Source organism: Sandarakinorhabdus sp. FBCC-B8862 (assembly GCF_059745315.1).
In genome coordinates this window covers 810351-832814 of the sequence record NZ_CM185574.1, presented here as the reverse complement: position 1 = coordinate 832814, position 22464 = coordinate 810351, and the positions used below count along the sequence as shown (strand labels likewise).

Here is a 22464-nt window from a genome sequence, read left to right as displayed (position 1 = left end):
GAGTGGGTCTCAAGGTGTATTTTCCGGGCCAGACAGCAACAGTGACGACGGGCCTCTGATCGTGCCGGCCCCCGGCGATGATCTGCCGGCCGGCTATCGGCCTTCGGCCGACGAAGAGTTCATGAACCCGCTGCAGCTGGCCTATTTCCGCAAGAAGCTGCTGGCGTGGAAAGACGAGATCCTGAAGGAATCGGAAAGCACGCTGGAAGCGCTGAAGGCCGAGCCGCTGCGCGAGCCTGATCTGACCGACCGTGCCGCCAGCGAAACCGATTGGGGCATCGAACTGCGCACCCGCGACCGCCAGCGCAAGCTGATTTCCAAGATCGATGCCGCGCTGCGCCGCATCGAAACCGGCGATTATGGCTGGTGCGAGATCACCGGTGAGCCGATCAGCCTCGCCCGGCTGGAAGCCCGCCCGATCGCCACCATGACGATCGATGCCCAGGAGCGCCACGAGCGCGACGAGAAGATCAGCCGCGACGAATAGTTTGGTGCCTGGCGCCGCCGGGCTGCGCCATCAGCGCAGGCCGGTCGGCGCGGCATCATCCCGCTCAATGAATGCGGGACAATTCGTCCTTCACTTTCAGTTTTTCGGCCTTCAGTTGCCGCAGGATGGCGGCATCAGGCACGGGTCGCTTCAATTCGGCACCCAGTCTGGCGTCCAGCCTGGCATGGCGGGCGGCCAGCATGTCCCGGTGGCTGTTGGGCATTCATACTCTCCCTTCGCTCACAGGCGCTGCCCGGATTGGGCAGCGTCGGGACTGACGAGTGCATCATGCTTCGCACCGCGAGTCCATCACCCATGCGGCGATTCACCGCCATATTGGCAGCATTCGCCGCCAGGGCCTTGGCCACCCTTGAGCCGGCCCGGCCTTTTGGTTAACCGATAGTCTCTTGCCGCGCGCAACAACGGAGCCTGCCCAGCCGTGGACGAAGCGGAAATCCGCGCCCGCATCGAATATCTGAGGATGGAGCATCGCGATCTGGATGCCGCCATCGATGCCCTACGCCAGCTGCCGATGCCCGACATGATCCAGCTGCAACGCTTCAAGAAGCGCAAGCTGCGCCTGAAGGATGAGATCAGCCTCCTCGAAGATCAGCTGATCCCCGACATCATCGCATGATCGCGCTGTTGCTGCTGCTGGCCGCCACTGGCCCGGATGCGGCAGCCGAAACGGCGCCCGAACTGCCCATCGCCCGGGCCTGCAGCGCGGCTGCTGCCGCCGAACATCCCGGCCGCCGCGATCTGTCCCGCTGCGACAAGGACATCCGCCAACCGGGCATCCCACCGTCCGTGCGGCTGGCCATGCTGCTCAACCGCGGCATCGCGCGGGTTAAGGCCGGCAAGCTGGTGGAGGCGGTGGCCGATTTCGATCTCGCCATTCAGGCCGCGCCGGGCCTGGCCGAGGCTTGGATCAACAAGGGCATCGCGCTGACCCGGCTTGATGGCCGTGCCGCCGAGGCGGTCGCGCTGATCAGCCATGGTCTGGAGATCGGCCCGAAAAGCCCGGCCCGTGCCTATTTCGCGCGGGCCCAGGCCCAGGAAGTGGCCGGCAATCTGAAGGCGGCGATGGAAGATTATGCCGCCGCCGCCCGGGCCGACCCGGATTGGCCGGCGCCCGCCGAGGAGCTGAAACGCTTCCACGTCGAGCGCCGGAAGGTGCTCAAGGCCTGATCATTCGGCCGCCAGCCGCGTCTCACCGGCAACCGGCAGCGCGTCCAGCCCGGTGCCGATGTCCACCTTGCGCGGCTTCTTGTGTTCGGGGATCTCGCGCACCAGTTCGATGTTGAGCAGGCCATTTTCAAAGCTGGCACCGGTCACCTTGATGGTGTCTGCCAGCTGGAAGCGGCGCTCAAAGGCGCGCTTGGCGATGCCGCGGTGGAGGAACTGGCGCTCCTTGCCGTCAACCTCGGGCGCGGCCTGGCCCACCACGATCAGCGTGTTTTCCTGCACGGTGATGTCCAGCTCGCCACGGGCGAAACCGGCAACCGCCATCTGGATGCGATAGGCGCCATCGCCCAGCTTTTCGATGTTGTAGGGGGGAAAGGCATCCCCGGTGTCGATCCGGCTGGCATAATCGACCAATCGGTTCAGATTCTCGAATCCGATGGACGAACGCAGCAACGGCGAAATATCAAATCCACGCATGGCACATTCCTCTTCAAGCAAAGGTGCGTCTGGTCCCGCCCATCCTGGGCCGGGGGTTGCCGCCGTGCCTCCTGGCCCCGCCGGCAATCTCAATCTGGGCATGGTCCGTCCGCTTTCAAGAGGGGGTGGGCCGCCGCTGCGGCCGCAGCTTGATGCCCTGTTCCGCGATGTGCTCGCCGTTGGCGATGCGGCGCGCGGCTGGTTTGACGGGCCGTGCCTGGCCTGGCGCGCCATGCTGCCGCCCGATGCCGCGCTGGCCGTCGGCACCGAATCGCTGGCCATCACCGCCGGCCTGCTGGCGGTGATGAATTGGCTGCTCCGCCCCGAACATCAGGGCCAGCCGCAGCAGTTGCAGCCATTCCGCTTCGATGATCCGCCGCCGCTCGCCGCCGATCATCCCTTGACCGGCACACCCGGCCACGCAATCGCCACCGCCACCCGCCAGATCCTCGCCCGCGCCGAAGCGCTGTCGGCCCTCAACGCCCCGCCAGAAGGACATGAGCCATGAACCCGTTCCACCTTGCCATCCCGGTCGATGATCTGGCCGCTGCGCGCCATTTTTATGGCACGGTGCTGGGCTGCCCCGAAGGCCGCAGCTCGGAAACCTGGATCGATTTCGATTTCCACGGCCATCAGCTGGTGGTGCACAAGGCGCCGAAAAGCGCCATCCACCGCAACCCCGTCGATGGTGACCAGGTGCCGGTGCCGCATTTCGGCCTGGTGCTGGATTGGGCCGGCTGGGAAGCGCTGGGCGAACGCATCAAGGCGGCCGGCGTCGCCTTCGAACTGGAACCCCATGTGCGCTTTGCCGGCAAGCCGGGCGAGCAGGGCACCTTCTTCCTGTTCGATCCGGCCGGCAACGCGCTGGAATTCAAGGCCATGCGCAACCCCGCCAACCTCTTTGCCAAACAGGCCTGAAAACCGATCCTCCCGATGCTTGCATGGGGAGTTGTCACCCGCAGGGTGACGGAGGGGCCGCGCCATCACCGCAACCACCGCCCGCCCCACCCCACGCGCCATGGTGCCACACCCGCCTGCCAATCCGCCCCGGCTGGGCTACACCGCTGCCCATGCGTCCCGAAACGCCCTTTGCTCCCACTGCCCCGGCGGTGACCACGGCGCCTGCCGTGCTCACGGCCCGGGGTCTGGCCAAATCCGTGCCCACCGCCGCTGGCCAGCGCCGGCAGCTGTTCGCCCACGTCGATCTTGATCTTCATGCCGGCGATGTCGCCGCCATCACCGGCGAATCGGGCGTCGGCAAATCCACCCTGCTCAACGTGCTGGCCGGGCTGGATCAGCCCGATGCCGGCAGCGTCACCATCGGCGGCCAGGCGCTGTCGGGCCTGAACGAAGCTGCGACCACGGCGCTCAGGTGCCGCCACATCGGCTTTGTGTTCCAGGCCTTCCACGTGCTGCCGCACCTTGATCTTGCCCGCAACGTTGCACTGCCGCTGGTACTGGCGGGCGCTGCGCAAGGCCAGGCGCTGGAGGCCGCCCGCGCCATGCTGGACCAGGTTGGCCTTGGTGGCCGTGGCAGCGATCACCCGGCCGTGCTGTCAGGCGGCGAGTTGCAGCGGGTCGCCATCGCCCGCGCCCTTGTCCACCGCCCGCCGCTGGTGCTGGCCGATGAACCCACCGGCAATCTTGATCCCGACACCGCGCGCCGCATCCTTGATCTGTTGCTGGCCAGTGCACAGCAGGCCGGCAGCGCCGTGCTGATCGTCACCCACAGCGAGGCGGTGGCCCGGGCCGCCGGCCGGGCCCTCAGCCTGTCGGCCAGCGGCCTCGCGCCCCGCCTGCCGGAGGCCTGAGCAGCCATGGCGATGCTGGCACCCGTTGCCACGGGCTGGCTGCTGGCCGGCGAATGGCGTGCGCAGCCGGTGCGCATGGCCATTGCCGTGCTGGCCATCGCCGTGGGCGTGGCGCTGGGCTTTGCCGTGCATCTGGTCAACAGCGCTGCCCTCGGCAGTTTCGGCCGCGCCATGGCCAGCGTGCAGGGCAGGGCCGATCTGTCGGTCCGCGCTGTCGCCGCCACCGGCATGGACGAGGCGCTTTATCCCCGCCTTGCCCGCTTGCAGGGTATTGCAGCGGCCTCGCCGGTGGTGGAGGTGCCCGCCAGCTGGGGCGAACTCGCCCGGCCGGGCGCACCGGCCAAGACCGGCGGCCGCTTCACCCTTTTGGGCACGGATTTCCTGCGCGCGATGCAGGTGACGCCGGGCCTCATCGGCGTTTCGGCCGCCGGCCTGTCGGGTGTCGGAACGGGCAACAGCTGGCTGGAAGGGCGCGTCTGGCTGTCACCGGCGCTGATGGCGGCCTGCCGCTGCCGCGCCGGCCAGAATTTCCGGTTCACGGCGGCCGGGCGCGGCCATGATCTGGTGGTGGCCGGCGCGCTGGCCGCCAGCGGCCAGGATGCGCGGCTGGCGGTGATCGACATTGCCGAAGCGCAAGCGCGGCTGGGGCAGTTCGGCCGGGTGCAGCGCATCGATCTCAAACTGGCCGAAGGCGCCGATCCCGCCGCCATCGCCGCCCGCATTGCTGCGCTGCTGCCGGCCGACGCCCTGGTTGCCACCCCGGATGGCGAGGCCAGCCGCGCCGATGCGCTCAGCCGCGCCTATCGCGTCAATCTCGGCATGCTCGCGCTGGTGGCGCTGCTCACCGGCGGCTTTCTGGTGTGGTCGGCCCAGTCCCTCAGCGTGGCGCGCCGCCGGCCGCAATTTGCCCTGCTCGCCGTGCTCGGCCTGTCGCGGCGCGGGCTGGTCGGGCAATTGCTGGTCGAAGGCCTGGTGCTGGGCGTGGCGGGCGCCGGGCTGGGCCTGGCCTTGGGCTATGGCCTGGCCGATCTGGCCGTGACCCGCCTCGGCGGCGATCTGGGTGGCGGCTATTTCAACGGTGCGCAGGCGCGGCTGGCCTTTCCGCCGCTGGCTGCTGCCGGTTTTGCCGGGCTTGGGCTTGCCACTGCGCTGGCCGGCAGCCTGGTGCCGGCACTGGCCGCTGCCCGCGTGCCGCCAGCCCTTGCCCTGAAGGGGCTGGGCGATGGCATTGATCCCGGTCGGCGGCCGGCGGCCTGGCCGGGCCTCGTCCTCATCGCTGCCGGCACCGGGCTGGCCATGGCCCCGCCGGTCGCTGGCCTGCCCATCCTTGCCTATGCCGGCATGGCGCTGCTGCTGGCCGGCGGCGTTGCCCTGATGCCGGCGCTGGCACGGGCGCTGCTGGCGCCGCTGGCGCGGGTGGGCAGCCGCTGGCTGCCGCTGGATCTTGCCATCCGACGCCTGTGGGGCGCGCCGCAGGCCGCCAGCCTTGCCCTGTCGGGCATTGTCGCCTCCACCGCGCTGATGGTGGCGATGGCGGTGATGGTCGCCAGCTTCCGCCAGAGCGTCGATGATTGGCTGGTCGCCGTGCTGCCGTCGGATCTCTATCTCCATCTGGAGGCGGCGGAGGCTGGCGGCATCAGCCCCGATGCGCAGGCGCGGCTGATGGCGGTGCCGGGCATCGCCCAGGTGCGGATGCAGCGGGTGATGAGCATCCGCCTCGCCCCCGGCCAGCCGGCCGTGGCTCTGATGGCGCAGGGTGGGCACGCCGCCGTGCCGCTGCTGCAGCGCGCCGGCGGCCCGGCCCCGGCCGGCACCACCCCGGTGCTGATTTCCGAACCCATGGCCTGGCTTTATGGCTGGCAGGTCGGGGATCGCCGCACCCTGGCCATTGCCGGCCGGCCACGCCCCGTGTTCGTCGCCGGCGTGTGGCGCGATTATGCCCGGCAATTTGGCGCCATCATCCTGCCGCTGGCCGATTATCGCCGGTTGACCGGCGACCTGACGATGACCGATGCCGCCTTCGACCTCGCCCCCGGGGCTCAGCCGCACGCGGTGCAGCAGGCGCTGGCCGCCGCGCTGCCAGCGGCAGTGCGCGGCCAGGCCCAGTTCGGCCGCCCCGGCGAAATGCGCCGCATCGCCCTGCAGATATTCGATCGCAGCTTTGCCGTCACCTATGCGCTCGAAGCCATTGCCATCCTGATCGGCCTGATCGGCGTGGCCACCAGTTTTTCTGCCCAGGTGTTGGCCCGCATGCGCGAATTCGGCATGCTGCGCCACATCGGCGTGGCGCGCGGCCAGGTGTTGGCCATGTTGGCGCTGGAAGGCGCCGGCCTGGGGCTGGTCGGCGCGACTGCCGGCATTGCGCTCGGCCTTGGTCTGGCCATCGTGCTGGTGATGGTGGTCAACCCGCAGAGCTTTCATTGGACGATGGATCTGGCGCTGCCCTGGCCGCTGCTGGCCGGGCTGGCCGCCGCGCTGATCGCCTGCGCCGCCGGCACTGCCGTGTTGGCCGGCCGGCGGGCGCTGGGGCAGGGGCCGCTGCTGGCCGTGCGGGCGGATTGGTGATGCGGCGGTTGGTTCTCCTGTTGCTGGCGCCGCTGCTGCTGGCGGCGGATTTTGCGCCCGTGAAACCCGGCGTCCCGTTCCGCTTTCCGGCCGATCATGGCGCCCATCCGGCCTTCCGCACCGAATGGTGGTATGTCACCGGTTGGGTGCAGCCGAAATCGGGCACCAGCGCGCAAGCTGCGGGCATCCAGATCACCTTTTTCCGCACCCGCCTGCCACGCCGGGCCCCAAACCGGTCACGCTTTGCCACGGAACAGGTGATTTTCGCCCACGCCGCCATTGCTGATCCCGCCACCGGCCGGCTGCGCCACGCCACCCGCATCGCCCGTTCCGGCTTCGGCCTTGCCCAGGCCAAGGTGGGGGACATGGATGTGGCAGTGGACGATTGGCGGCTGTGGCGGGGCGCCGATGGCCGGCTGCACGGGCAGGTGGTGGTCGATGGCCAGCGGCTCGATCTGGCCTTCACGCCGCGCCAGCCGATCATCCTGCAAGGCCGCGCCGGCTATAGCCAGAAGGGCCCAAACCCTTCAGAAGCAAGCCATTATTACAGCTGGCCCCAGCTGGCCACGAGTGGCACGCTGGCTGGCAAGCCTGTGACGGGCACCGCCTGGCTGGATCGCGAATGGTCTTCCACCCTGCTCAACCCGCGTGCTGTGGGCTGGGATTGGTTGGGGCTGAACCTCGATGATGGCGGCGCCCTCACCCTGTTTCGGGTTCGTGATACCAACGGCCGGGCGCTGTGGGCGGGCGGCAGCCACCGCGACCGGGCCGGAAAAACCCAGATATTCCAACCACAAGACGTGGATTGGCAGGCCGCCGGCTGGTGGCAATCCCCGCGCAGCGGGGCGCGCTGGCCGGTGCGGCCGATCGTGCGCTATCGCCTGGGCAGCCAGTGGCAAGCCCTTGAAATCAAACCTTTGATGCCGGATCAGGAGCTTGACAGCCGCAGCGGCGGCGGCCCGCTCTATTGGGAAGGCGCCATCACGGTTCCGGGCGGCCGCGGCTATCTGGAACTCACCGGCTATTCTGCCCCCTTGCGGATGTGAGGGCGGCCAAGCTAACAGCAGCGCCAGGCAGGGGCGCCAAACCGGATCGGGGCAAACAAGTGATTGAAAACACTGGCATCATCGCGCCTGATTTTGCGCCTGCCGCCCCGCGTGGCCTGTGCACCGATTGTGGCGTGTCGCGCACCAGCACACCCACCGACTGCGGCAGCGCCTGCCAGTTCATCAAGCCCGATTATGCCGCAATGGAAACCCAGGTCCACGGCAGGGCCCGCGACGAAAGCCGGGCAGACGAGCTGTTTTTCGGCCCGTTCCAGCGCATGGCAAAAGCCCGGTTGAAACAACCACTTGCCGGCGCGCAGTGGACCGGGATCACCAGCCGGCTGGGCCAGCGCCTGCTCGAAACCGGCGCGGTCGATGCCATTCTGACCATGGCGCCCGATGCCAATGACAAGTGGCGCCCGCGCCCGGTGATGGTGACCAAGGCGGAAGCCATGGCGCAGGTGCGTGGCATGCGCATGGGCTATGCGCCGCTGCTGGCGCTGCTGGAACCGGCGCGCGCTGCCGGCTTCAAGCGCATTGGAATCATTGGCATTCCCTGCCAGATCCACGCCCTCAGGCGGCTGGAGGCCAAGCTGGGCTTTGAACGGCTCTACGTGATCGGCACGCCGTGCAGCGACAACACCACGACCGAGAATTTCCACGAATTCCTGTCCCTGCTCTCCGACAAGCCGGAGACCATCACCTACCTGGAATTCAAGGCCGATTATCATGTCGAACTGCGCTTTGACGATGGCCGGCGCAAGGATATCCCGTTCCTGATGCTGCCGCTGTCAGACCTGCGGCCGGATTTCTTCCCGCTCACCTGCCGCACCTGCGTCGATTACACCAACAGTCTGGCCGATATCACCGTGGGCTATATGGGCGGCACCGGGGACCAGTGGCTGCTGATCCGCAATGATCGCGGCGCCGAACTGCTTGATTTGCTTGGGGATGAAGTCTCGCTGACCGAACCCGACGACAATGGCAAGCCCGATGGCAGCAAGCGCGCCGGGCCGGTGAAAGGATTCCTCGCCAACACCGAACGCGCCGCCGGCGGCCTGCCCTTGCGCCGCATGCCGAAATTCATCCGGCCGCTGGTTGGCAAGCTGATGCCGCTCGTCGGCCCCAAGGGCAAGGAATTCGCCCGCACCCGCGTCGAGATGAAGGCCATCGAAACCATCCTCCACCTGCGCCGCGAAGCGCCCGCCATGATGAAGAACATGATCCCGCCGCACGTGTGGACCCTGGTGGCACGCTATGGCCTCACGCCGGGCAAGGGCGAGACGAAGGACATGTGATTGGGCGCGCCAGCGCGCTGCCGGTCGCGGATTGCGGCCGAAGTTGGCCAATTTTCCCTGAGAAAGAGCCCAAGTTGATCGCCCGGCAGCGTTCAAACACCAGAACCCGCTGCAATTCGACGTGACTTTTTCCACTTTTTCCGCATCTCGCCGGTTTTTGACGCCACCCGGCCCCATTTGACACAATTGACGAAAATCGCGGGAATCCGGATTTTTTTCCCTTGGCTTTCAATGCCGCAATCCAACAGCCACGCCGTGATGATAAGCTGTTTGGCGCAGGACAGAGCGCCAGGAAGGAGGCCTCCGGCGGGCAGGGACTCGTCCCTGCACCCGTTCGTTCTTTGGCGGCGCTCAAGGGATGGTTTTGGCGCGAACGCCCCTTATGTGGTCTGTTCAAATTGCGAGATCACACTGCTTTGCGGCAGCAAATGAAGTACCTGTGCCAATACTTGTCTTGCGCTTGATGCGGCAGAATTGTTGCAGCTATAGGTCGAAGGAAGCAGGAAGACTCCGATTTCATCATCGACCTCAGAGCTCGTGCCTCTATCGTAAATGAAGGCGACTGCCATTTCGCCTCTGTCGTGATCATAGACCGGTTTGCATCCCACGGGGCGAACTTCTCTGTCCAAGCCCAAAAGCCTTGCAGGTCGCACACGTAACAACAGCTGTCGCACCTGTGCTGCGACTTTGGGAGACACCTGTAGAGTCGCCTTGCCTTTTGTCGTTGCCGCCTGGTCCACCGGGCTCTCATAGATATGTTCCAAGATCAGCGCGCCATTTGGGCGCAATTCATATGTAAGAAAATCAGGGGATTTCTTACGCATTATAAAGATGATTTCCTGAGAAATATCCTTGTCGGAAGGGAGTTCGGTGGCTCCGACCAGATTTGGCGACTGCTCCCGAGTGGGGCTGTTGCACGCGCCGCATAGTAGAGCTGAAACAAACAAGGCGGCAGCAGTCTTGATCATTGCCGCATTATGTCAGCCTCGAGGACCAGCCACAATAGAGGGAACAAGGCCGCTCCCCTCACGTCAGCAACTGAGAACGAAAGTGGGTGCAGAGCCTCAGGCACTGCCCGCCGGATCACGTCCTTTCCTCTGATCTTAGGCCAGCCCTACCGCTTCCATGGTCAAACCCACAGCCGCTCATTCGTTGCCTCAGGGGTGGCGAGGGCGGTGCTTTCGGCAGGGCAGCAGCCAAATTTGTGCACTGTCCCCAGAATTTCTCTGTCCCGATTTTTTCACAATTGGTATATCGGCGAGGAAAGCGCCAGCACGCGCTTTTGCTCAGCTTGTCTCAGGAAAGGTGATCGTTTATCTACGAGGTGATGATAAAATGGGCCCATGCAAGTGAGAGATAACCCCTATTTAATGATTATTGCCCTGTTGCCATTTTGGTTGCTTATAGCGAAGCCAACTTTGTACATTTATGTCTCTGTTTTGATGGCAGTTCTTGTAGCTGTATACTGGCAATGCAGGAGGCGTGGTATCGCTAGAGGCTTGTTTCTGCGCTTTGTGGTCGCTTATTGTTCAAATTTGCTTATGGGATTGATTGGATATGGTTTGCGTAGTGAAGGTTTAGACATCAGATCGCTGAATGATGATCTGTCAGGCGTGTTATTTGTATTGTTATTCATCATATATTGCGCTGCTGTTTTGATACCGACAAGAGAAATGAAAAAGTAGGAGGGTCGTTATGGATGCAATGTGTAAGATATTTTATGCGTATCAGTAGGAAATGTGCGCCGATCTATTTTCAGATTGTTTTCGCGATTTTGCGGTTCTTTAAAGTAAGTGTATAGAATTTGTTCCGCTCCACGTCGTCAGAACCTGTTTGAAAATGCGCTGGTCTCAGACTCCCGCGCTGAGCAATCGGTGCTGATTCTACGGAATTAGATGAGGGAGAGCCATGGCCGAAATTTGCGGGGACACAATAGCAAATCACCTCACCATGAACCTTGGCGAGGTGTAAACCGACCCGTGCTTTAGCAAGTCAAAGACTCAGCCCAGCCCCGTGTCGAGCACGGGGCGACGGTTGGTGGGGGAGGGCTGCGCCAATGAAAGTGGGTGCAGGGGCTCAGCCCCTGCCCGCCGGAGGCCCCTTTTCTTTGAAGCCCTCAGGCCAGCCCCACCGCCTTCATCGTCAGATCCCACAGCCGCTCGTTGCGCGCTTCCAGGGTGGCGCGGGCGGACAGAGGCTGGGCGAAGGGCATGCGGCCTTCTTTCTGGCGGTTGCCCCAGCTCCAGTGGACGCCGGATTGGCTGGCGAAGGCGGGATCGGCGACCACCTGGGCGGTGCGTTCGCCGGCCAGCGGCTGGCTGACATAGCCTTTGGTGATGTTCTTCTGGAACCACGGGAAAATCCGCTGGAAGGCGGGTGGGGTGTGGCGGAAGAGGGGGGTGTCGGCGACGCAGCCGGGGTAGAGGGTGTTGAAGACGACGCCGGTATCGGCCCAGCGTTTGTGGAACTCGCGGCTCATGATCATGCAGGCAAGTTTGGAGTCCTTGTAGGCCTTGCCGGGCTTGAACGCCTTGCCGTCGATCATGGCGATGGGGGCCTTGAAACCGCTGGCGAGGCCGGAGAGGTCCCCCAGGTCGGCCGGGGCGGGGATGGGGATCTTGCCGCCGAATTCCTCGCTGTTGGCGGTGACGGTGCCGAGCGTGATCAGGCGCGATGGTTGCCCGCGGCGGCCGTTGCTGGCCTTCAGGTCGCCGATCAGCAGGTGGGCGAGGAGGAAGTGGCCGAAATAATTGGTGGCGACGCTGATTTCATAGCCTTCGGGGCTGCGCATTGGCGCTTCGAGGCGCGGCAGATAGACGGCGGCGTTCAGGAGCAGCGCATCCAATGGCAGGCCGAGGGCGTGGAAATCGTCGGCAAATTTGCGCACGCTGGCTTGATCGCCGAGATCGATGTGCAGGATGCGGCGGTTGGCGGCGTTCACGCCGATCTCGTTGGCGGCGGCTTCGGCCTTGGCGAGATCGCGGCAGGCCATGATGACCATCCAGCCCCGATCGGCGAGCGATTTCGCGGCCCACAGGCCCACGCCCGACGAGGCGCCGGTGATGATGACGACTGGTTGATCCGACATGGAGACTCCTTGAGCCCTGAGACCCTGTTCGGGTGGCTCTTTGACTCAAAGCGTGGGTCGCGGCAAGACGACGCAATGCAGGATGTCGTCGCCTTTCTGGCAAATGTGAAGCCGCCGATCACCCCGGCGCTGGTGATCCGCCGCGCGGCGTTCGCGGCGAATCTGGCCCTGATGCAGGGCGAATGTGCGGCGAAGGGCGTGCGGCTGCGGGCCCATGGCAAGATGCACAAATCCAGCCGGATCGCGGCCGAGCAGCTGGCGCGCGGGGCCGTGGGCCTGTGCTGCCAGACGGTGGGGGAGGCTGAGGCCTATGTCGCCGGCGGCGTGCCCGATGTGCTGGTGACGGCGCCGGTGCCGCCCTGGGGCTGGTCGCGGCTGGCGGTGCTGGCGGCGGCTGCGCGTGTGGGCGCGGTGATGGACAGCGCGGCCCAGGCGCAGGCGGCGAGCGCGGCGGCGGTGGCGGCGGGCGTGGTGCTGGATGCCTATGTGGATGTGGACCCGGGCATGGGCCGGGCCGGGGTGGCACCGGCCGATGCGCCGGCGCTGGTGCGGGCGATTGCGGCGCTGCCGGGGCTCCATTGGGCGGGCATCCAGGCCTATTGCGGGCATCACCAGCATATGCTGCCGGCGGAGCGGGCGGCGGCGCATGCGGCGTGGACCGGGCGGCTGCGGGCGCTGCTGGCCGATATGCGCGGCGCCGGCCTGGCGCCGGGGCAGGTGACCGGCGGCGGCACCGGCACGGCGGCGATGGACCTGGCGGCGGGCGTTTACACGGAATTGCAGGCCGGCAGTTACGCCCTGATGGATGTGGAATATGGCGACCTGGGCGATCTGCCGTTCCAGCCGGCGCTGTTTTTGGCGGCGAGCGTGGTTTCGGCCCGGCATGACAGCCATGTGACCTGCGATGCCGGGCACAAGGCGCTGCACCCCAATGGCCCGCCGCAACGCGTGCTGTGGCCGGTGGGCAGCCAGTATCGCCCGGCCGGGGATGAGCATGGCGCGATCCTGCCTCCGAACGGGGCGGCGGAGGGCGGCCTCGTCTGGCTGCAGCCCGGCCATGTTGACCCCACGGTGGCGTTGCACGATGCCTATTTCGTGGCGGACGAGGATGGCCGGCTGGAGCGCTGGCCCATCGATGCCCGGCGGAGCAGCCTGTGAGCTGGACCATCGGCATCATCGGCGGATCGGGGCTTTATGCCATCGACGGGCTGGCGGACGCGCGCTGGATCAGCGTGGAGAGCCCGTGGGGCGCGCCATCGGATGCGGTGCTGGCCGGGCGCATCGGGCATGTCGAGCTGCGTTTTCTGCCGCGCCATGGCCGGGGCCACCGCATTCCGCCGCACCAGCTCAACGTGCGCGCCAATATCGATGTGCTGAAGCGGCTGGGCTGCACCGATGTGCTGGCGATTTCGGCGGTGGGGTCGCTCAACGCCGCGATGAAGCCGGGTGATTTCACCGTGGTGGATCAGTTCATCGATCGCACCAAGGGGCGGCCATCGACCTTTTTCGAAACCGGCCTGGTGGGCCATGTGCCGATGGCCGATCCCACCTGCCCGCGGCTTTCGGCCTTTGCGGCCGATGCGGTGGCGGCGTGTGGTGGGCGGGTGCATCGCGCTGGCACCTATCTGGCCATGGAAGGCCCGGCCTTTTCCACCCGGGCCGAAAGCCGGCTGCACCGGTCTCAAGGCTGTGATCTGGTGGGGATGACCGGCATGCCGGAGGCAAAATTGGCGCGGGAGGCGGAGTTGCCCTATGCCTTGCTGGCCATGGTCACCGATTTTGACTGCTGGCACGATGGCGATGATGTGGATGTGACCAACATCATGGCAGTGATGCAGGGCAATGCCGCCCTGGCCCGGGCCAGTGTGAAGGCGCTGTGCGCGGCGCTGCCGCCGGTTCGCGATGCCAGCCCGATCGACACGGTGCTGGACCAGGCCATCATGACGTCGCCAGATGTCCGCGACCCCGCCATGCTGGCGAAGAACGAGGCCATATTGGCGCGCTGGCTGGCAAATCAGCGCACTGGCTGAAACGGCGCGGGCTGCTATCGCAGGCGGCATGGATCGCATCAGCATCACGACCGCCGCCGGCCCGGTTTCTGCCCTGCAGGCCGGCAATGGCCCCCGGCTGCATTTTGCCCATGCCACCGGGATGAATGCCGCCTTGTATCGCGGGTTGCTGGCGCCGCTGGCCGATGACTTTGCGATTCTGGCCAGTGATGCGCGCGGCCATGGCCTGACCGGGCTGGATGCCGATCCGGCCGGGCTGACCGCGTGGGAGGATTTTGCCGATGATCTGCTGCGGCTGATCGATGTGATCGATGGCGGCAGCCGCTGGATTCTGGCCGGGCATTCGATGGGGGCGACCGTTTCGCTGCTGGCCGCCGCGCTGCGGCCGGACCGGGTGGCGGGCTTGGTGCTGCTCGACCCGCCGATGCTGCCCTTTGACGTGGCGCAGGCGGTGCGGGCCGGCGCCGTGGTGCCCAATCCGATGGCCGATCAGGCGGCGCGGCGGCGGGGTGTTTTTGCCAGCCGGGCCGAGGCGCGCGCCGCCTATCATGGCCGCGGTGTGTTCCGCAGCTGGAGCGATGCTGATCTGGATGCCTATCTGGACGGGGGGATGATCGACAGCGCGGCCGGGGCGGAACTGGCGTGCCGGCCGGCGTTCGAGGCCGCGACCTTCCGTGCGGTGTCGCCCAATGTCGAACTGGCGCTGGCGCAGCTGCAGTGCCCGTTCATCCTTTTGGCCGGCGGGGAGGGATCAACGGTGCGCGATCCCGAGCTGGCGATCTTTGGGGCGCATCCGGCGTGCCTTGACGCGCGGCGCCTGCCGGGCACCAGCCATTTCCTGCCGCTGGAACAGCCGGATGCGGTGCGCGCCGCGATCCGGCGGATCAGTTCTTCTTGTCGGGAACCGTGAAGCGGCCGGTCACGCGGCCACCGGGATTGGCGGCGGTGCGGGCATCGAAGCTGGAGGTGCGGGTGTTCAAGTTCCACACCACGCGCTCGCCGCCCAACTGGTTGCCGGCGCGGTCCATCTTGACGCCGCCCAGGAGGGTGATCAGCCGGGCGTTGACATCATAATAACCGGTGCGGGCGCTGGCGCGCATCGTGTCCTGCGCGATGCGCACATTGCCCAGCGCATCCAGCCGCTGCACCTGCGGGTTGCCGCTGGCATCCTTGGCATAGGTGACGCGCACGCGATCGGCGTTCAGCGTCAGATTGGCCTGGCGGATGACGACGCTGCCGGAAAAGATCACCTCGCGGTCATCGTCAGACAGGTCCATGCGGGCGGCATCAATGTCCACCGGGGCCTTGGAATCGAAAGCCTGGGCCAGCACCGGCGCTGCCGCCAGCAGCAGATAGGCCATGATCGCGCGCGTCATCCGCTTCCTCTGCCGCGTCGCTGGTCTATCCGCAAGTGGACATTGCCAACCATGGTGATGCGCTTACCGGCGAGATCGCCACTCAGGCTGTTGGCGCGGAAATCGCCGATCGGGGTGGCGCCGCTCACCGCCGCGTCGGTGCGGATCGTCCGCCGTTTCATGTCAACCTGCACGGTTGCGGCATCGATGCGATAGCCGCCATCCGATCGCAGCTGCACTGGGCCCGAAACCTCCAGCCGGTCTTCCTCGATGAAATAGCGGCCCTTGGGGGCAGTCACGTGCGAGGGGCCGTCGCGATCATCGATGCTGGCCGAAAGGCGGCTCAGCTCCACCACCGGATCGGCGCTGGAGCGTTGCAGGGCAGTGCCGGCGATGATCGAGAAGGCCTCGCCGGCGGCGGTCTTGCCGCGATATTCGGCGCGGGTGACCTTCAGCCGTTCCGGCGCGACGGCCACCTGGTCCTTGGCGAGCAGGAAGGAGAATTCCTGCGCGGCCACCAGCGGCCAGACCAGGATGGCCAGCGCCAGCATGCCGGCGAGAGCGGGCAGCAGCCATTTCAACTGCCCCATCAACGCCTCGTGTCGGCTGCCTGGCAAGGCGGCGCGCTGCCGGGGCGACAGGCTGGACGGGGTGGGGCGGGAGGCCATGCGCCGCGGCTGCGCCGGTCACATATGGGCGAAGATATCGGTTTCCGCCCAGCCGGCCAGATCAAGTTCGGCGCGGGTGGGCAGGAAATCGAAACAGGCCTGGGCGATGTGGGTGCGGCCTTCGCGGGCAAGCCGTTCGACCAGGATGTCATAGGCCCGGTGCAGGTGGCGCACATCGCTGGCGGCATATTCCTTCTGCGCTTCGGACAGCACGGCGGCACCCCAGTCGCTCGATTGCTGCTGCTTGGAAATTTCAACGCCCAGCGTCTCGCGCAGCAGATCCTTCAGGCCGTGGCGATCCGTGTAGGTGCGCACCAGTTTCGATGCGATCTTGGTGCAGAACACCGGTGCGGCCCACACGCCGAGGAACTGGCGGATCACCGCGACATCAAAGCGGGCAAAATGCATCAGCTTGATGCGCGCCGGATCGGCCAGCACCGCCTTCAGATTGGGCGCGTCATACTGGCCGGCGGCGAAGCGCACCAGATGCTCATCCCCGCGCCCGTCGCTGATCTGCAGCAGGCACAGGCGATCGCGGTGCGGGTTGAGGCCCATGGTCTCGCTGTCCACCGCCACCGGGCCGGGGGCCAGAACATCAGCAGGCAGATCGCCTTCGTGCAGATAAACCGTCATGCCACCTGCGTTAGCAGGGGGCGCATGGCCTGTCATCCTGCGTTGCAAGCGGTTATGCTGGCGGCGATGGTGACCCCGGCCGATCTGCCCGATGTGCGCGCCCTGTTGATCGCGGCGGCGCGTGGCCGGCGCGATCTGTCCTATTCCGAAGTGCTGCTGGCGCTGGGCCATCGTTTCACCCGGCCAAAGATGCGCAGCCTGTGCAAGCTGCTGGACGCCATCGACGCCGAAGGGCGTGCCGCCGGGCAGCCCGAGCTGGCAGTGCTGGTGGTGCGCGAATCGGATCGGCTGCCGGGGCAGGGCTGGTGGGTGGGCCGCAGGGATGCGCCGGCCGACTGGACCGGGCCGGCAGCGCAGGCCTATGTCAAACGGCTGCAGGCCGCCGCCTTTGCCTGGTGGGCCAAGACGGATGCCTATTGAGGCTGGGTGTGCCTGTCCGCATTGAATTCGCGGGGCGGCGGTTCGGCCGGGCGCGGCGGCGGGGCCATGGCGCGGCCCAGCTGGGCCCCGAACGAACCTGAATCGCGCCGTGGGCCGGCATCCATGTTCGCGGGCGGTGCCGGCCGCTGGCCGATGCCGTCGCCCTGGAACGACGCGCCACGGCCAATGCCGCCGGACGGCCGCTCCCCGCCCGGGCCACGGCCCCATTCGCCGCGGCCACGCTCGCCACGGTCCCAGTCACCACGGCCGCGGTCACCGGCGCCGGGCGGCGGCGATCCGGTCATGCCGCGGCCGATATAGTCGCCCACGCTGCCCGGCGCGCCGCGCCGCGGATCATTCCCGCGCCAGCCGCGGTTGCCGTCCCGGTCCCAATCGCGGCCCCAGCTTCCGCCCCGGTCCCAATTGCGGTCGCGCCCGCGGTCGTCCCGGCGGTCATAGCCACGGTTGTTCCAGCCCCAGCCGGGCCGGCTCCAACCCCAGTTGTTCCAGCCCCAGGGCTGGTAGGATGCCCAGGGGCGGCTCCAGTTGCTATAACCCCACGGGCGGTTCCAATTGTTCCAACCCCGATTGTTCCAGCCGTTTCCGATACCGATCGAAACGCTGGTGCCGCCGCGGCGACCCCAATCATTCCAGGTGAAACCCCAACCAAGGTCAGCGCCCCAGTTCCAGCGGCTGCCGCGCCAATAGCGGGCGCCGTTGTGCCACGGCAGCGCACGGGTGCGATAGCTGCCGGCATAGATTTGCGTGCGCGGCACCCACACCCAACTGGGCGCATACCAGCTGTTCCAGTCGTTCCAGCGCCAATCATTGCCGAAGCCGGCATCCCAGCGATAATTGACCTGCGGCGGGATCGGTGCCCAGCCAATCACGTCATCATCCTCGCGCCAGGCGGCCCAGCTTGGCGCCCATTCGGTGCCGGGCACCCACACCCAGCCCACGGTCTCGTCAAAGCCCCAGCGGCCATAATGATCGGTTGCCCAGCCCCAGGGATCCTCGCTGCGCCAGAAACGGTCGGGGCCCCATTGGCCGTTCTGGTACGGCCGCCAGCCTTCGGGCGCATCGGGCAAGAATGCATTGCCCCAGCGGCTGTTCACCCAGCGACCATATTGCGCCAATGGCTGCTGGAAGGCCGCCACGTCGGCCACATTCTGAAAGCTGAAGCGGTCACCGGGCTGGGCCATCTGGACTGCGACCGCCGGATCCATGCTGCCCGGGTTGGGCGGTGCGGCAATCACCGGCGCGGCTTCGGCGGCCGGTGCCATGTCGGGCGGGGGCACAATTGCCGGCTGGGCGGTGGCGACACCGGCCAGCCCGGCCAGGGGGATGAAGAAGCGGGCGGCGATCGGCATCGGGCGACTCTTTGGCAGCGGATTGATACTGCCAACATGCCGCATGACGCCTGTCGTCATGATGAACGAACGGCTGCCTGAATCTGATCTGGGGAAAATCCCACGCTGGCTCCCCGGGCAGGATTCGAACCTGCGACAACTCGATTAACAGTCGAGGGCTCTACCGCTGAGCTACCGAGGAACAGCGTGGGAGCGCTCCCTTAGCGGGGGGCGCGGGGCTTGCCAAGGGGTTTGGCGGCAAAAAATTCAGCTAGCGAATTGTTCCAGGCTGATCCGGTCGTCCAGCGCATATTCGGGATCGAACAACAGCTGCAGGCTGATGCTGCGGTCCATCGCAACGCTGACATGGGCGACATCGCGCACCTCCATCTGATCAGCCACGGCCGAAACCGGCCGCTTGCGTGCTTCCCGCACTTCGAACTCGATCTTGCTGGCGGCCGGCAGCAGGGCACCGCGCCAGCGGCGTGGCCGGAAAGGCGAAATGGGGGTGAGGGCCAGCAGATCCGCCTCCAGCGGCAGGATGGGGCCGTTGGCCGACAGATTATAGGCGGTGGAACCGGCCGGGGTGGACACCAGCACGCCGTCGCAGATCAGTTCCTCCATGCGGGTCTTGCCGTCAATGGCGATGCCGATCTTGGCGGCCTGGCGGGTTTCGCGGAGCAGCGAGACTTCGTTGATGGCCGGAAAGGCGACACTGCGGCCCGATGCGGTGGTGGCCGTCATCTGCAGCGGGTGCAGCACGAAGGTCTTGGCGCCGGCCACCCGCTCCTCCAGCTTGTTGGCCTTGAAATCATTCATCAGGAAGCCAACCGTGCCGCGGTTCATGCCGAACATCGGCTTGGGATCCTTCAGCTGCAAGGCTTCGTGCAGGCAGTGCAGCAGGAAGCCATCACCGCCCAGCGCCACCACGACATCGGCATCGCGCACGGCGACGAATTCATGCTTCTGCCGCAGCGTGTCGGCCGCGGCGCGGGCAACATGGCTGTCTGAGGCCAGGAGTGCGAGCTTCACCTTATATCCCCCCGAATTGCCGACGGTTCAGCCGCCGGTGAGGCTCATGTGCCGGGCCACGGCGGGGCGGGCGCCGCGCCGTTCGATCATGAAATCATGGCCCTTGGGCTTGCGGGCAATGGCCTCGTCCAACGCGGCGTCGAGCGCGGCATCATCGGGGCTGCGACGGATCACGCTGCGCAGATCGGCCTGGTCATCCTGGCCCAGGCACATGAACAATTGCCCGGTGGCGGTGAGGCGGACGCGGTTGCAGCTTTCGCAGAAATTGTGGGTGAGCGGGGTGATGAAGCCCAGCTGCAGACCCAGTTCCTCGACATGGACATAGCGGGCCGGGCCGCCGGTGCGGTGGGGCAGATCGGTGAGGGTGAAGCGCTGTGCCAGCTGGCGGCGGACGGTGGAGAGCGGCAGATATTGATCAACCCGGTCCTGGTCAATCTCGCCCAGTGGCATGGTTTCGATGAGCGTGAGATCATGGCCACCGGCGGCGGCGAACTGCATCAGATCAATGATTTCATCAGCGTTTTCATGTTTTAGCGCGACGGTGTTGAGCTTGACCTTCAGGCCGGCGGCCGTGGCGGCGGCAATGCCGTCGAGCACCTGTGGTAGGCGGCCCCAGCGGGTGATGCGGGCAAAGCGCGCCGCATCAAGCGTGTCGAGGCTGATGTTGACCCGGCGCACCCCGGCGGCGAACAGCATTTCGGCATGGCGTGCCATCTGGCTGCCGTTGCTGGTGAGCGTAAGTTCTTCCAGCGCACCGCTTTTCAGGTGGCGGCCGAGGCTTTTGACCAGATCATCGATGCCGCGCCGCACCAGCGGTTCGCCGCCGGTGAGCCGGAGCTTGCGGGTACCGCGCCTGATGAAGGCGCTGGCCAACCGGTCAATCTCCTCCAGGCTGAGCACCTCGGACTTGGGCAGGAAGGTCATGTCTTCGGCCATGCAGTAGACGCAGCGGAAATCGCAGCGATCGGTGACCGAGACTCGCAGATAAGAGATGACGCGGCCGAAGGGATCGACCAGCGCGCGCGTGGCATGATTGGCCATTTCGGTGCCCGGATGGGTGGCGGCCGTGGCAGACATGTGGGCAGCCTGTGGCAAATATCGTGCTGAAGGCAAGCCATTTCGGGGCTTTGGTGACCGATTTGGCGAAATTGTCTGGACAGCGAAGACGGCGGGCGGCAACCCCTTCTGTCTGGTGTCGACATTCGGGCAGAGTGTGTTTGTGACAACAAGTGTTTCCAACGAACCTGTGCTGATCATTTCGCCGCGTTATGCCGATGATCTGGCCGGGATGGCGCAGAACGCCGGCCTGTTGCCGCGGATCGAGCGGGTGGCAGCAGCGGCAGGCGCGCGCTTTGCGGCCGAGCCGGCGCGGGTGGTGGTGGTGGATGCCCGCGGCGCACTGGCGGCCGGCATGGCGGTGGCGGAGGCGCTGGGGAGCGCGGTGGAGGCCCAGCGCGGCGCCATGCTGGTGCTGCTGTCGCGCAGCGATGCCGGATCAACCAACGCGGCGATGGCGGCCGGCGCGACATCGGTGCTGGTTTCCCCCTTTGGTGCGGACAGTTTTGCCAACGCCCTGCAACTGGCGGATCGTTATGCCCATCGACTGGCCGGCGTTGCCGCCTTGCCGCTGGCGGTTACGGTTGAGCAAGGCGACCGGCTGACCGGGCTGGCCGATGCGGACCGGTTGCAGGCCTGGCTGGATGCCCAGTTCGATGCGGGGTTGCCGGCCGGGGTGATCGTGCTGGGTATTTCGCGGTTGCAGCAGTTCAGCCTGGTGCATGGCCGCCGCATGGCTGACCGGCTGTTGATGGCGATTGCCCGCCGCCTGGTGCCGATTGCCGACGAACGTGGCCCCGAGCGCCTGCCGCGCCTGCTGGGGCGGCTGGGCGCGACGGAGTTTGCCCTGGGCATTGCCGGGCTGGACGATGCGCAGCAGCTGGCCGGTCTCGCCCAGCAGCTGGTGTCAGCCCTCGACCGGCCCTTTGCGGTGGACGACCGGCTGATCCATGTCGCCGGCCGCGCCGGCATTGCCCAGATGAGCCCCGGCGCCGGCGATGGCCTGACCCTGCTGCGCGAAGCCAGCCTGGCGCTGGCCAATGCCCGGGCCCGCGATCCCGGCGTGGTGGTGCGATATTCACCCGAAACCGATGGATCGGCACTGGCCCGGCAGGCGGTGCTGGAATCCGATCTGTTCCAGGCGCTGGCCAACGAGGATATCGCCTTGATGGTGCAGCCGATCGCGCGGCTGGAGGACGGCAGCCTGACCGGGGCCGAAACGCTGGTGCGCTGGGATCACCCGGTTTACGGCCGGCTGTCGGCGGCGACCGTGCTGGAAACGGCGGCATCGGCCGAACTGGCGGTGGCGCTGGGCCGGCATATCCGCCGGCGCGCCATCCGCATGGCCGCGGGCTGGCGCGACAGCATGGCAAGCCTGCGCATTTCGGTGAATGTCACCGCGGCCGATCTGGCCGATCCCGAATTCATCGACACGTTGGCCATGGATCTTGTGCAGGCCGGGCTGGCGCCGCAGCGGCTGGTGCTGGAGGTGACAGAAGACGCGATGATCACCGATCTGGAGGCGGCGGCCGAGCTGCTTTCGGTGTTGCGCCGCGATGGCGTGCGCGTGGCACTGGATGATTTCGGCACCGGCTATTCCGGGCTGGCGCGGCTGGCGCGCATGCCGGTGGACATGCTGAAGCTGGATCGCAGCTTCACCCAGAGCCTGACGGGCAATGATCGGGAGCGTGTGGTGGTCGAAGGCGTGATCGGGATCGCCCGGCGGCTGGGCATGGTGGTGGTGGCCGAAGGCGTCGAGGATGATGTGCAACTGGCGGCGGCGCGCGCGGCGGGCTGCCAGAAGGTGCAGGGCTATCTCTTGTCGCCGCCACTCGACGGTGCCGGGTTCGAAGCCTTTTGCCGCGACTATAACAGCAAGCGCAACGTCGCCTAGGCTCGATTGCGGCAAGATTGAATCCCAAACCCGCTCATGCCGAGCTTGTCGAGGCATGTTCCGAGGGTGGTCGGTGCCTCGACAAGCTCGG

The 22464-nt window shown here is 66.5% G+C and carries 24 protein-coding genes and 1 tRNA gene; 14 read left to right on the top strand and 11 right to left on the bottom strand.

Annotated elements, in window-relative coordinates:
* The first annotated feature begins 121 nt into the window (after positions 1 to 121).
* Positions 122 to 487 (top strand): RNA polymerase-binding protein DksA, encoded by a 366-nt coding sequence (gene dksA / locus AC6BOR_RS03945; protein ID WP_498060608.1) that lies wholly within the window; start codon positions 122 to 124, stop codon positions 485 to 487.
* Between the two features lie 64 nt (positions 488 to 551).
* On the opposite strand, the gene AC6BOR_RS03940 is transcribed toward dksA, so the two are convergent.
* Complete coding sequence (locus AC6BOR_RS03940; protein ID WP_086116775.1) at positions 552 to 710, bottom strand: YdcH family protein; 159 nt, start codon at positions 708 to 710, stop codon at positions 552 to 554.
* Between the two features lie 216 nt (positions 711 to 926).
* Between AC6BOR_RS03940 and AC6BOR_RS03935 the strand changes: the two genes are divergently transcribed.
* Positions 927 to 1124 (top strand): YdcH family protein, encoded by a 198-nt coding sequence (locus AC6BOR_RS03935; RefSeq protein ID WP_498059906.1) that lies wholly within the window; start codon positions 927 to 929, stop codon positions 1122 to 1124.
* The gene (locus AC6BOR_RS03930; protein ID WP_498059905.1) at positions 1121 to 1675 is read left to right on the top strand and encodes a hypothetical protein; all 555 of its coding nucleotides are present in this window, start codon (positions 1121 to 1123) and stop codon (positions 1673 to 1675) included. Before AC6BOR_RS03935 ends, AC6BOR_RS03930 begins: the two co-directional genes overlap by 4 nt.
* On the opposite strand, the gene AC6BOR_RS03925 is transcribed toward AC6BOR_RS03930, so the two are convergent.
* Positions 1676 to 2149 carry an Hsp20 family protein gene (locus AC6BOR_RS03925; RefSeq protein WP_498059904.1) on the bottom strand — a complete coding sequence of 158 codons (474 nt, stop codon included), beginning with the start codon at positions 2147 to 2149 and terminating at the stop codon, positions 1676 to 1678.
* A gap of 100 nt (positions 2150 to 2249) precedes the next feature.
* Between AC6BOR_RS03925 and AC6BOR_RS03920 the strand changes: the two genes are divergently transcribed.
* From AC6BOR_RS03920 to AC6BOR_RS03895, 6 genes are all read left to right on the top strand, one after another.
* Positions 2250 to 2657, top strand: a complete 408-nt coding sequence (locus AC6BOR_RS03920) for a DUF1465 family protein (protein WP_498059903.1) — start codon at positions 2250 to 2252, stop codon at positions 2655 to 2657.
* Positions 2654 to 3067 carry a VOC family protein gene (locus tag AC6BOR_RS03915; RefSeq protein WP_086116770.1) on the top strand — a complete coding sequence of 138 codons (414 nt, stop codon included), beginning with the start codon at positions 2654 to 2656 and terminating at the stop codon, positions 3065 to 3067. Before AC6BOR_RS03920 ends, AC6BOR_RS03915 begins: the two co-directional genes overlap by 4 nt.
* 152 nt (positions 3068 to 3219) lie before the next feature.
* Positions 3220 to 3960 (top strand): ABC transporter ATP-binding protein, encoded by a 741-nt coding sequence (locus tag AC6BOR_RS03910; protein ID WP_498059902.1) that lies wholly within the window; start codon positions 3220 to 3222, stop codon positions 3958 to 3960.
* A gap of 12 nt (positions 3961 to 3972) precedes the next feature.
* Complete coding sequence (locus AC6BOR_RS03905) at positions 3973 to 6525, top strand: FtsX-like permease family protein (protein WP_498059901.1); 2553 nt, start codon at positions 3973 to 3975, stop codon at positions 6523 to 6525.
* Positions 6525 to 7571 carry a lipocalin-like domain-containing protein gene (locus AC6BOR_RS03900; RefSeq protein WP_498059900.1) on the top strand — a complete coding sequence of 349 codons (1047 nt, stop codon included), beginning with the start codon at positions 6525 to 6527 and terminating at the stop codon, positions 7569 to 7571. Before AC6BOR_RS03905 ends, AC6BOR_RS03900 begins: the two co-directional genes overlap by 1 nt.
* Positions 7572 to 7630: 59 nt before the next feature.
* Positions 7631 to 8869 carry a Coenzyme F420 hydrogenase/dehydrogenase, beta subunit C-terminal domain gene (locus AC6BOR_RS03895; protein ID WP_498059899.1) on the top strand — a complete coding sequence of 413 codons (1239 nt, stop codon included), beginning with the start codon at positions 7631 to 7633 and terminating at the stop codon, positions 8867 to 8869.
* A 380-nt stretch (positions 8870 to 9249) separates the two neighbouring features.
* On the opposite strand, the gene AC6BOR_RS03890 is transcribed toward AC6BOR_RS03895, so the two are convergent.
* Positions 9250 to 9837 carry a hypothetical protein gene (locus AC6BOR_RS03890; protein ID WP_498059898.1) on the bottom strand — a complete coding sequence of 196 codons (588 nt, stop codon included), beginning with the start codon at positions 9835 to 9837 and terminating at the stop codon, positions 9250 to 9252.
* Positions 9838 to 10985: 1148 nt separating this feature from the next.
* The gene (locus AC6BOR_RS03885; protein WP_498059897.1) at positions 10986 to 11957 is read right to left on the bottom strand and encodes a protochlorophyllide reductase; all 972 of its coding nucleotides are present in this window, start codon (positions 11955 to 11957) and stop codon (positions 10986 to 10988) included.
* A 75-nt stretch (positions 11958 to 12032) separates the two neighbouring features.
* Between AC6BOR_RS03885 and AC6BOR_RS03880 the strand changes: the two genes are divergently transcribed.
* From AC6BOR_RS03880 to AC6BOR_RS03870, 3 genes are read left to right on the top strand one after another with little or no spacing between them, the layout of a single operon-like run.
* Positions 12033 to 13115 carry an alanine racemase gene (locus tag AC6BOR_RS03880; protein ID WP_498059896.1) on the top strand — a complete coding sequence of 361 codons (1083 nt, stop codon included), beginning with the start codon at positions 12033 to 12035 and terminating at the stop codon, positions 13113 to 13115.
* Positions 13112 to 13987, top strand: a complete 876-nt coding sequence (gene mtnP, locus AC6BOR_RS03875; RefSeq protein WP_498059895.1) for an S-methyl-5'-thioadenosine phosphorylase — start codon at positions 13112 to 13114, stop codon at positions 13985 to 13987. Before AC6BOR_RS03880 ends, mtnP begins: the two co-directional genes overlap by 4 nt.
* Positions 13988 to 14015: 28 nt before the next feature.
* Positions 14016 to 14876, top strand: a complete 861-nt coding sequence (locus AC6BOR_RS03870; RefSeq protein ID WP_498059894.1) for an alpha/beta fold hydrolase — start codon at positions 14016 to 14018, stop codon at positions 14874 to 14876.
* Here the strand turns inward: AC6BOR_RS03870 and lptA are convergent.
* From lptA to AC6BOR_RS03855, 3 genes are read right to left on the bottom strand one after another with little or no spacing between them, the layout of a single operon-like run.
* Entirely contained in the window at positions 14851 to 15342 is a 492-nt protein-coding gene (lptA, locus tag AC6BOR_RS03865; RefSeq protein WP_498059893.1) for a lipopolysaccharide transport periplasmic protein LptA, read from the bottom strand. The genes AC6BOR_RS03870 and lptA overlap by 26 nt on opposite strands.
* A complete protein-coding gene (gene lptC, locus AC6BOR_RS03860) occupies positions 15339 to 15989 on the bottom strand; it encodes an LPS export ABC transporter periplasmic protein LptC (RefSeq protein WP_498059892.1) in 651 nt (216 codons plus the stop codon). The genes lptA and lptC overlap by 4 nt, the downstream gene beginning before the upstream one ends.
* 18 nt (positions 15990 to 16007) lie before the next feature.
* Positions 16008 to 16622, bottom strand: a complete 615-nt coding sequence (locus AC6BOR_RS03855) for a ribonuclease D (protein ID WP_498059891.1) — start codon at positions 16620 to 16622, stop codon at positions 16008 to 16010.
* Positions 16623 to 16676: 54 nt separating this feature from the next.
* Between AC6BOR_RS03855 and AC6BOR_RS03850 the strand changes: the two genes are divergently transcribed.
* Positions 16677 to 17042, top strand: a complete 366-nt coding sequence (locus AC6BOR_RS03850) for a ribose-phosphate pyrophosphokinase (RefSeq protein ID WP_498059890.1) — start codon at positions 16677 to 16679, stop codon at positions 17040 to 17042.
* On the opposite strand, the gene AC6BOR_RS03845 is transcribed toward AC6BOR_RS03850, so the two are convergent.
* The 4 genes from AC6BOR_RS03845 to moaA all read right to left on the bottom strand — a co-directional run bounded on the left by AC6BOR_RS03845 (position 17036) and on the right by moaA (position 20500).
* The gene (locus AC6BOR_RS03845) at positions 17036 to 18412 is read right to left on the bottom strand and encodes a DUF6600 domain-containing protein (RefSeq protein WP_498059889.1); all 1377 of its coding nucleotides are present in this window, start codon (positions 18410 to 18412) and stop codon (positions 17036 to 17038) included. The genes AC6BOR_RS03850 and AC6BOR_RS03845 overlap by 7 nt on opposite strands.
* A 106-nt stretch (positions 18413 to 18518) precedes the next feature.
* Positions 18519 to 18593, bottom strand: a tRNA-Asn gene (locus AC6BOR_RS03840).
* A 65-nt stretch (positions 18594 to 18658) separates the two neighbouring features.
* On the bottom strand, positions 18659 to 19423 hold the full coding sequence (locus tag AC6BOR_RS03835; RefSeq protein ID WP_498059888.1) for an NAD kinase: 765 nt from the start codon (positions 19421 to 19423) through the stop codon (positions 18659 to 18661).
* 27 nt (positions 19424 to 19450) lie between these two features.
* A complete protein-coding gene (moaA, locus tag AC6BOR_RS03830) occupies positions 19451 to 20500 on the bottom strand; it encodes a GTP 3',8-cyclase MoaA (RefSeq protein ID WP_498059887.1) in 1050 nt (349 codons plus the stop codon).
* A 169-nt stretch (positions 20501 to 20669) separates the two neighbouring features.
* Here moaA and AC6BOR_RS03825 point away from each other — a divergent pair, with 169 nt between their 5' ends.
* Positions 20670 to 22373 carry a putative bifunctional diguanylate cyclase/phosphodiesterase gene (locus AC6BOR_RS03825; protein ID WP_498059886.1) on the top strand — a complete coding sequence of 568 codons (1704 nt, stop codon included), beginning with the start codon at positions 20670 to 20672 and terminating at the stop codon, positions 22371 to 22373.
* The last annotated feature ends 91 nt before the right edge of the window (positions 22374 to 22464 follow it).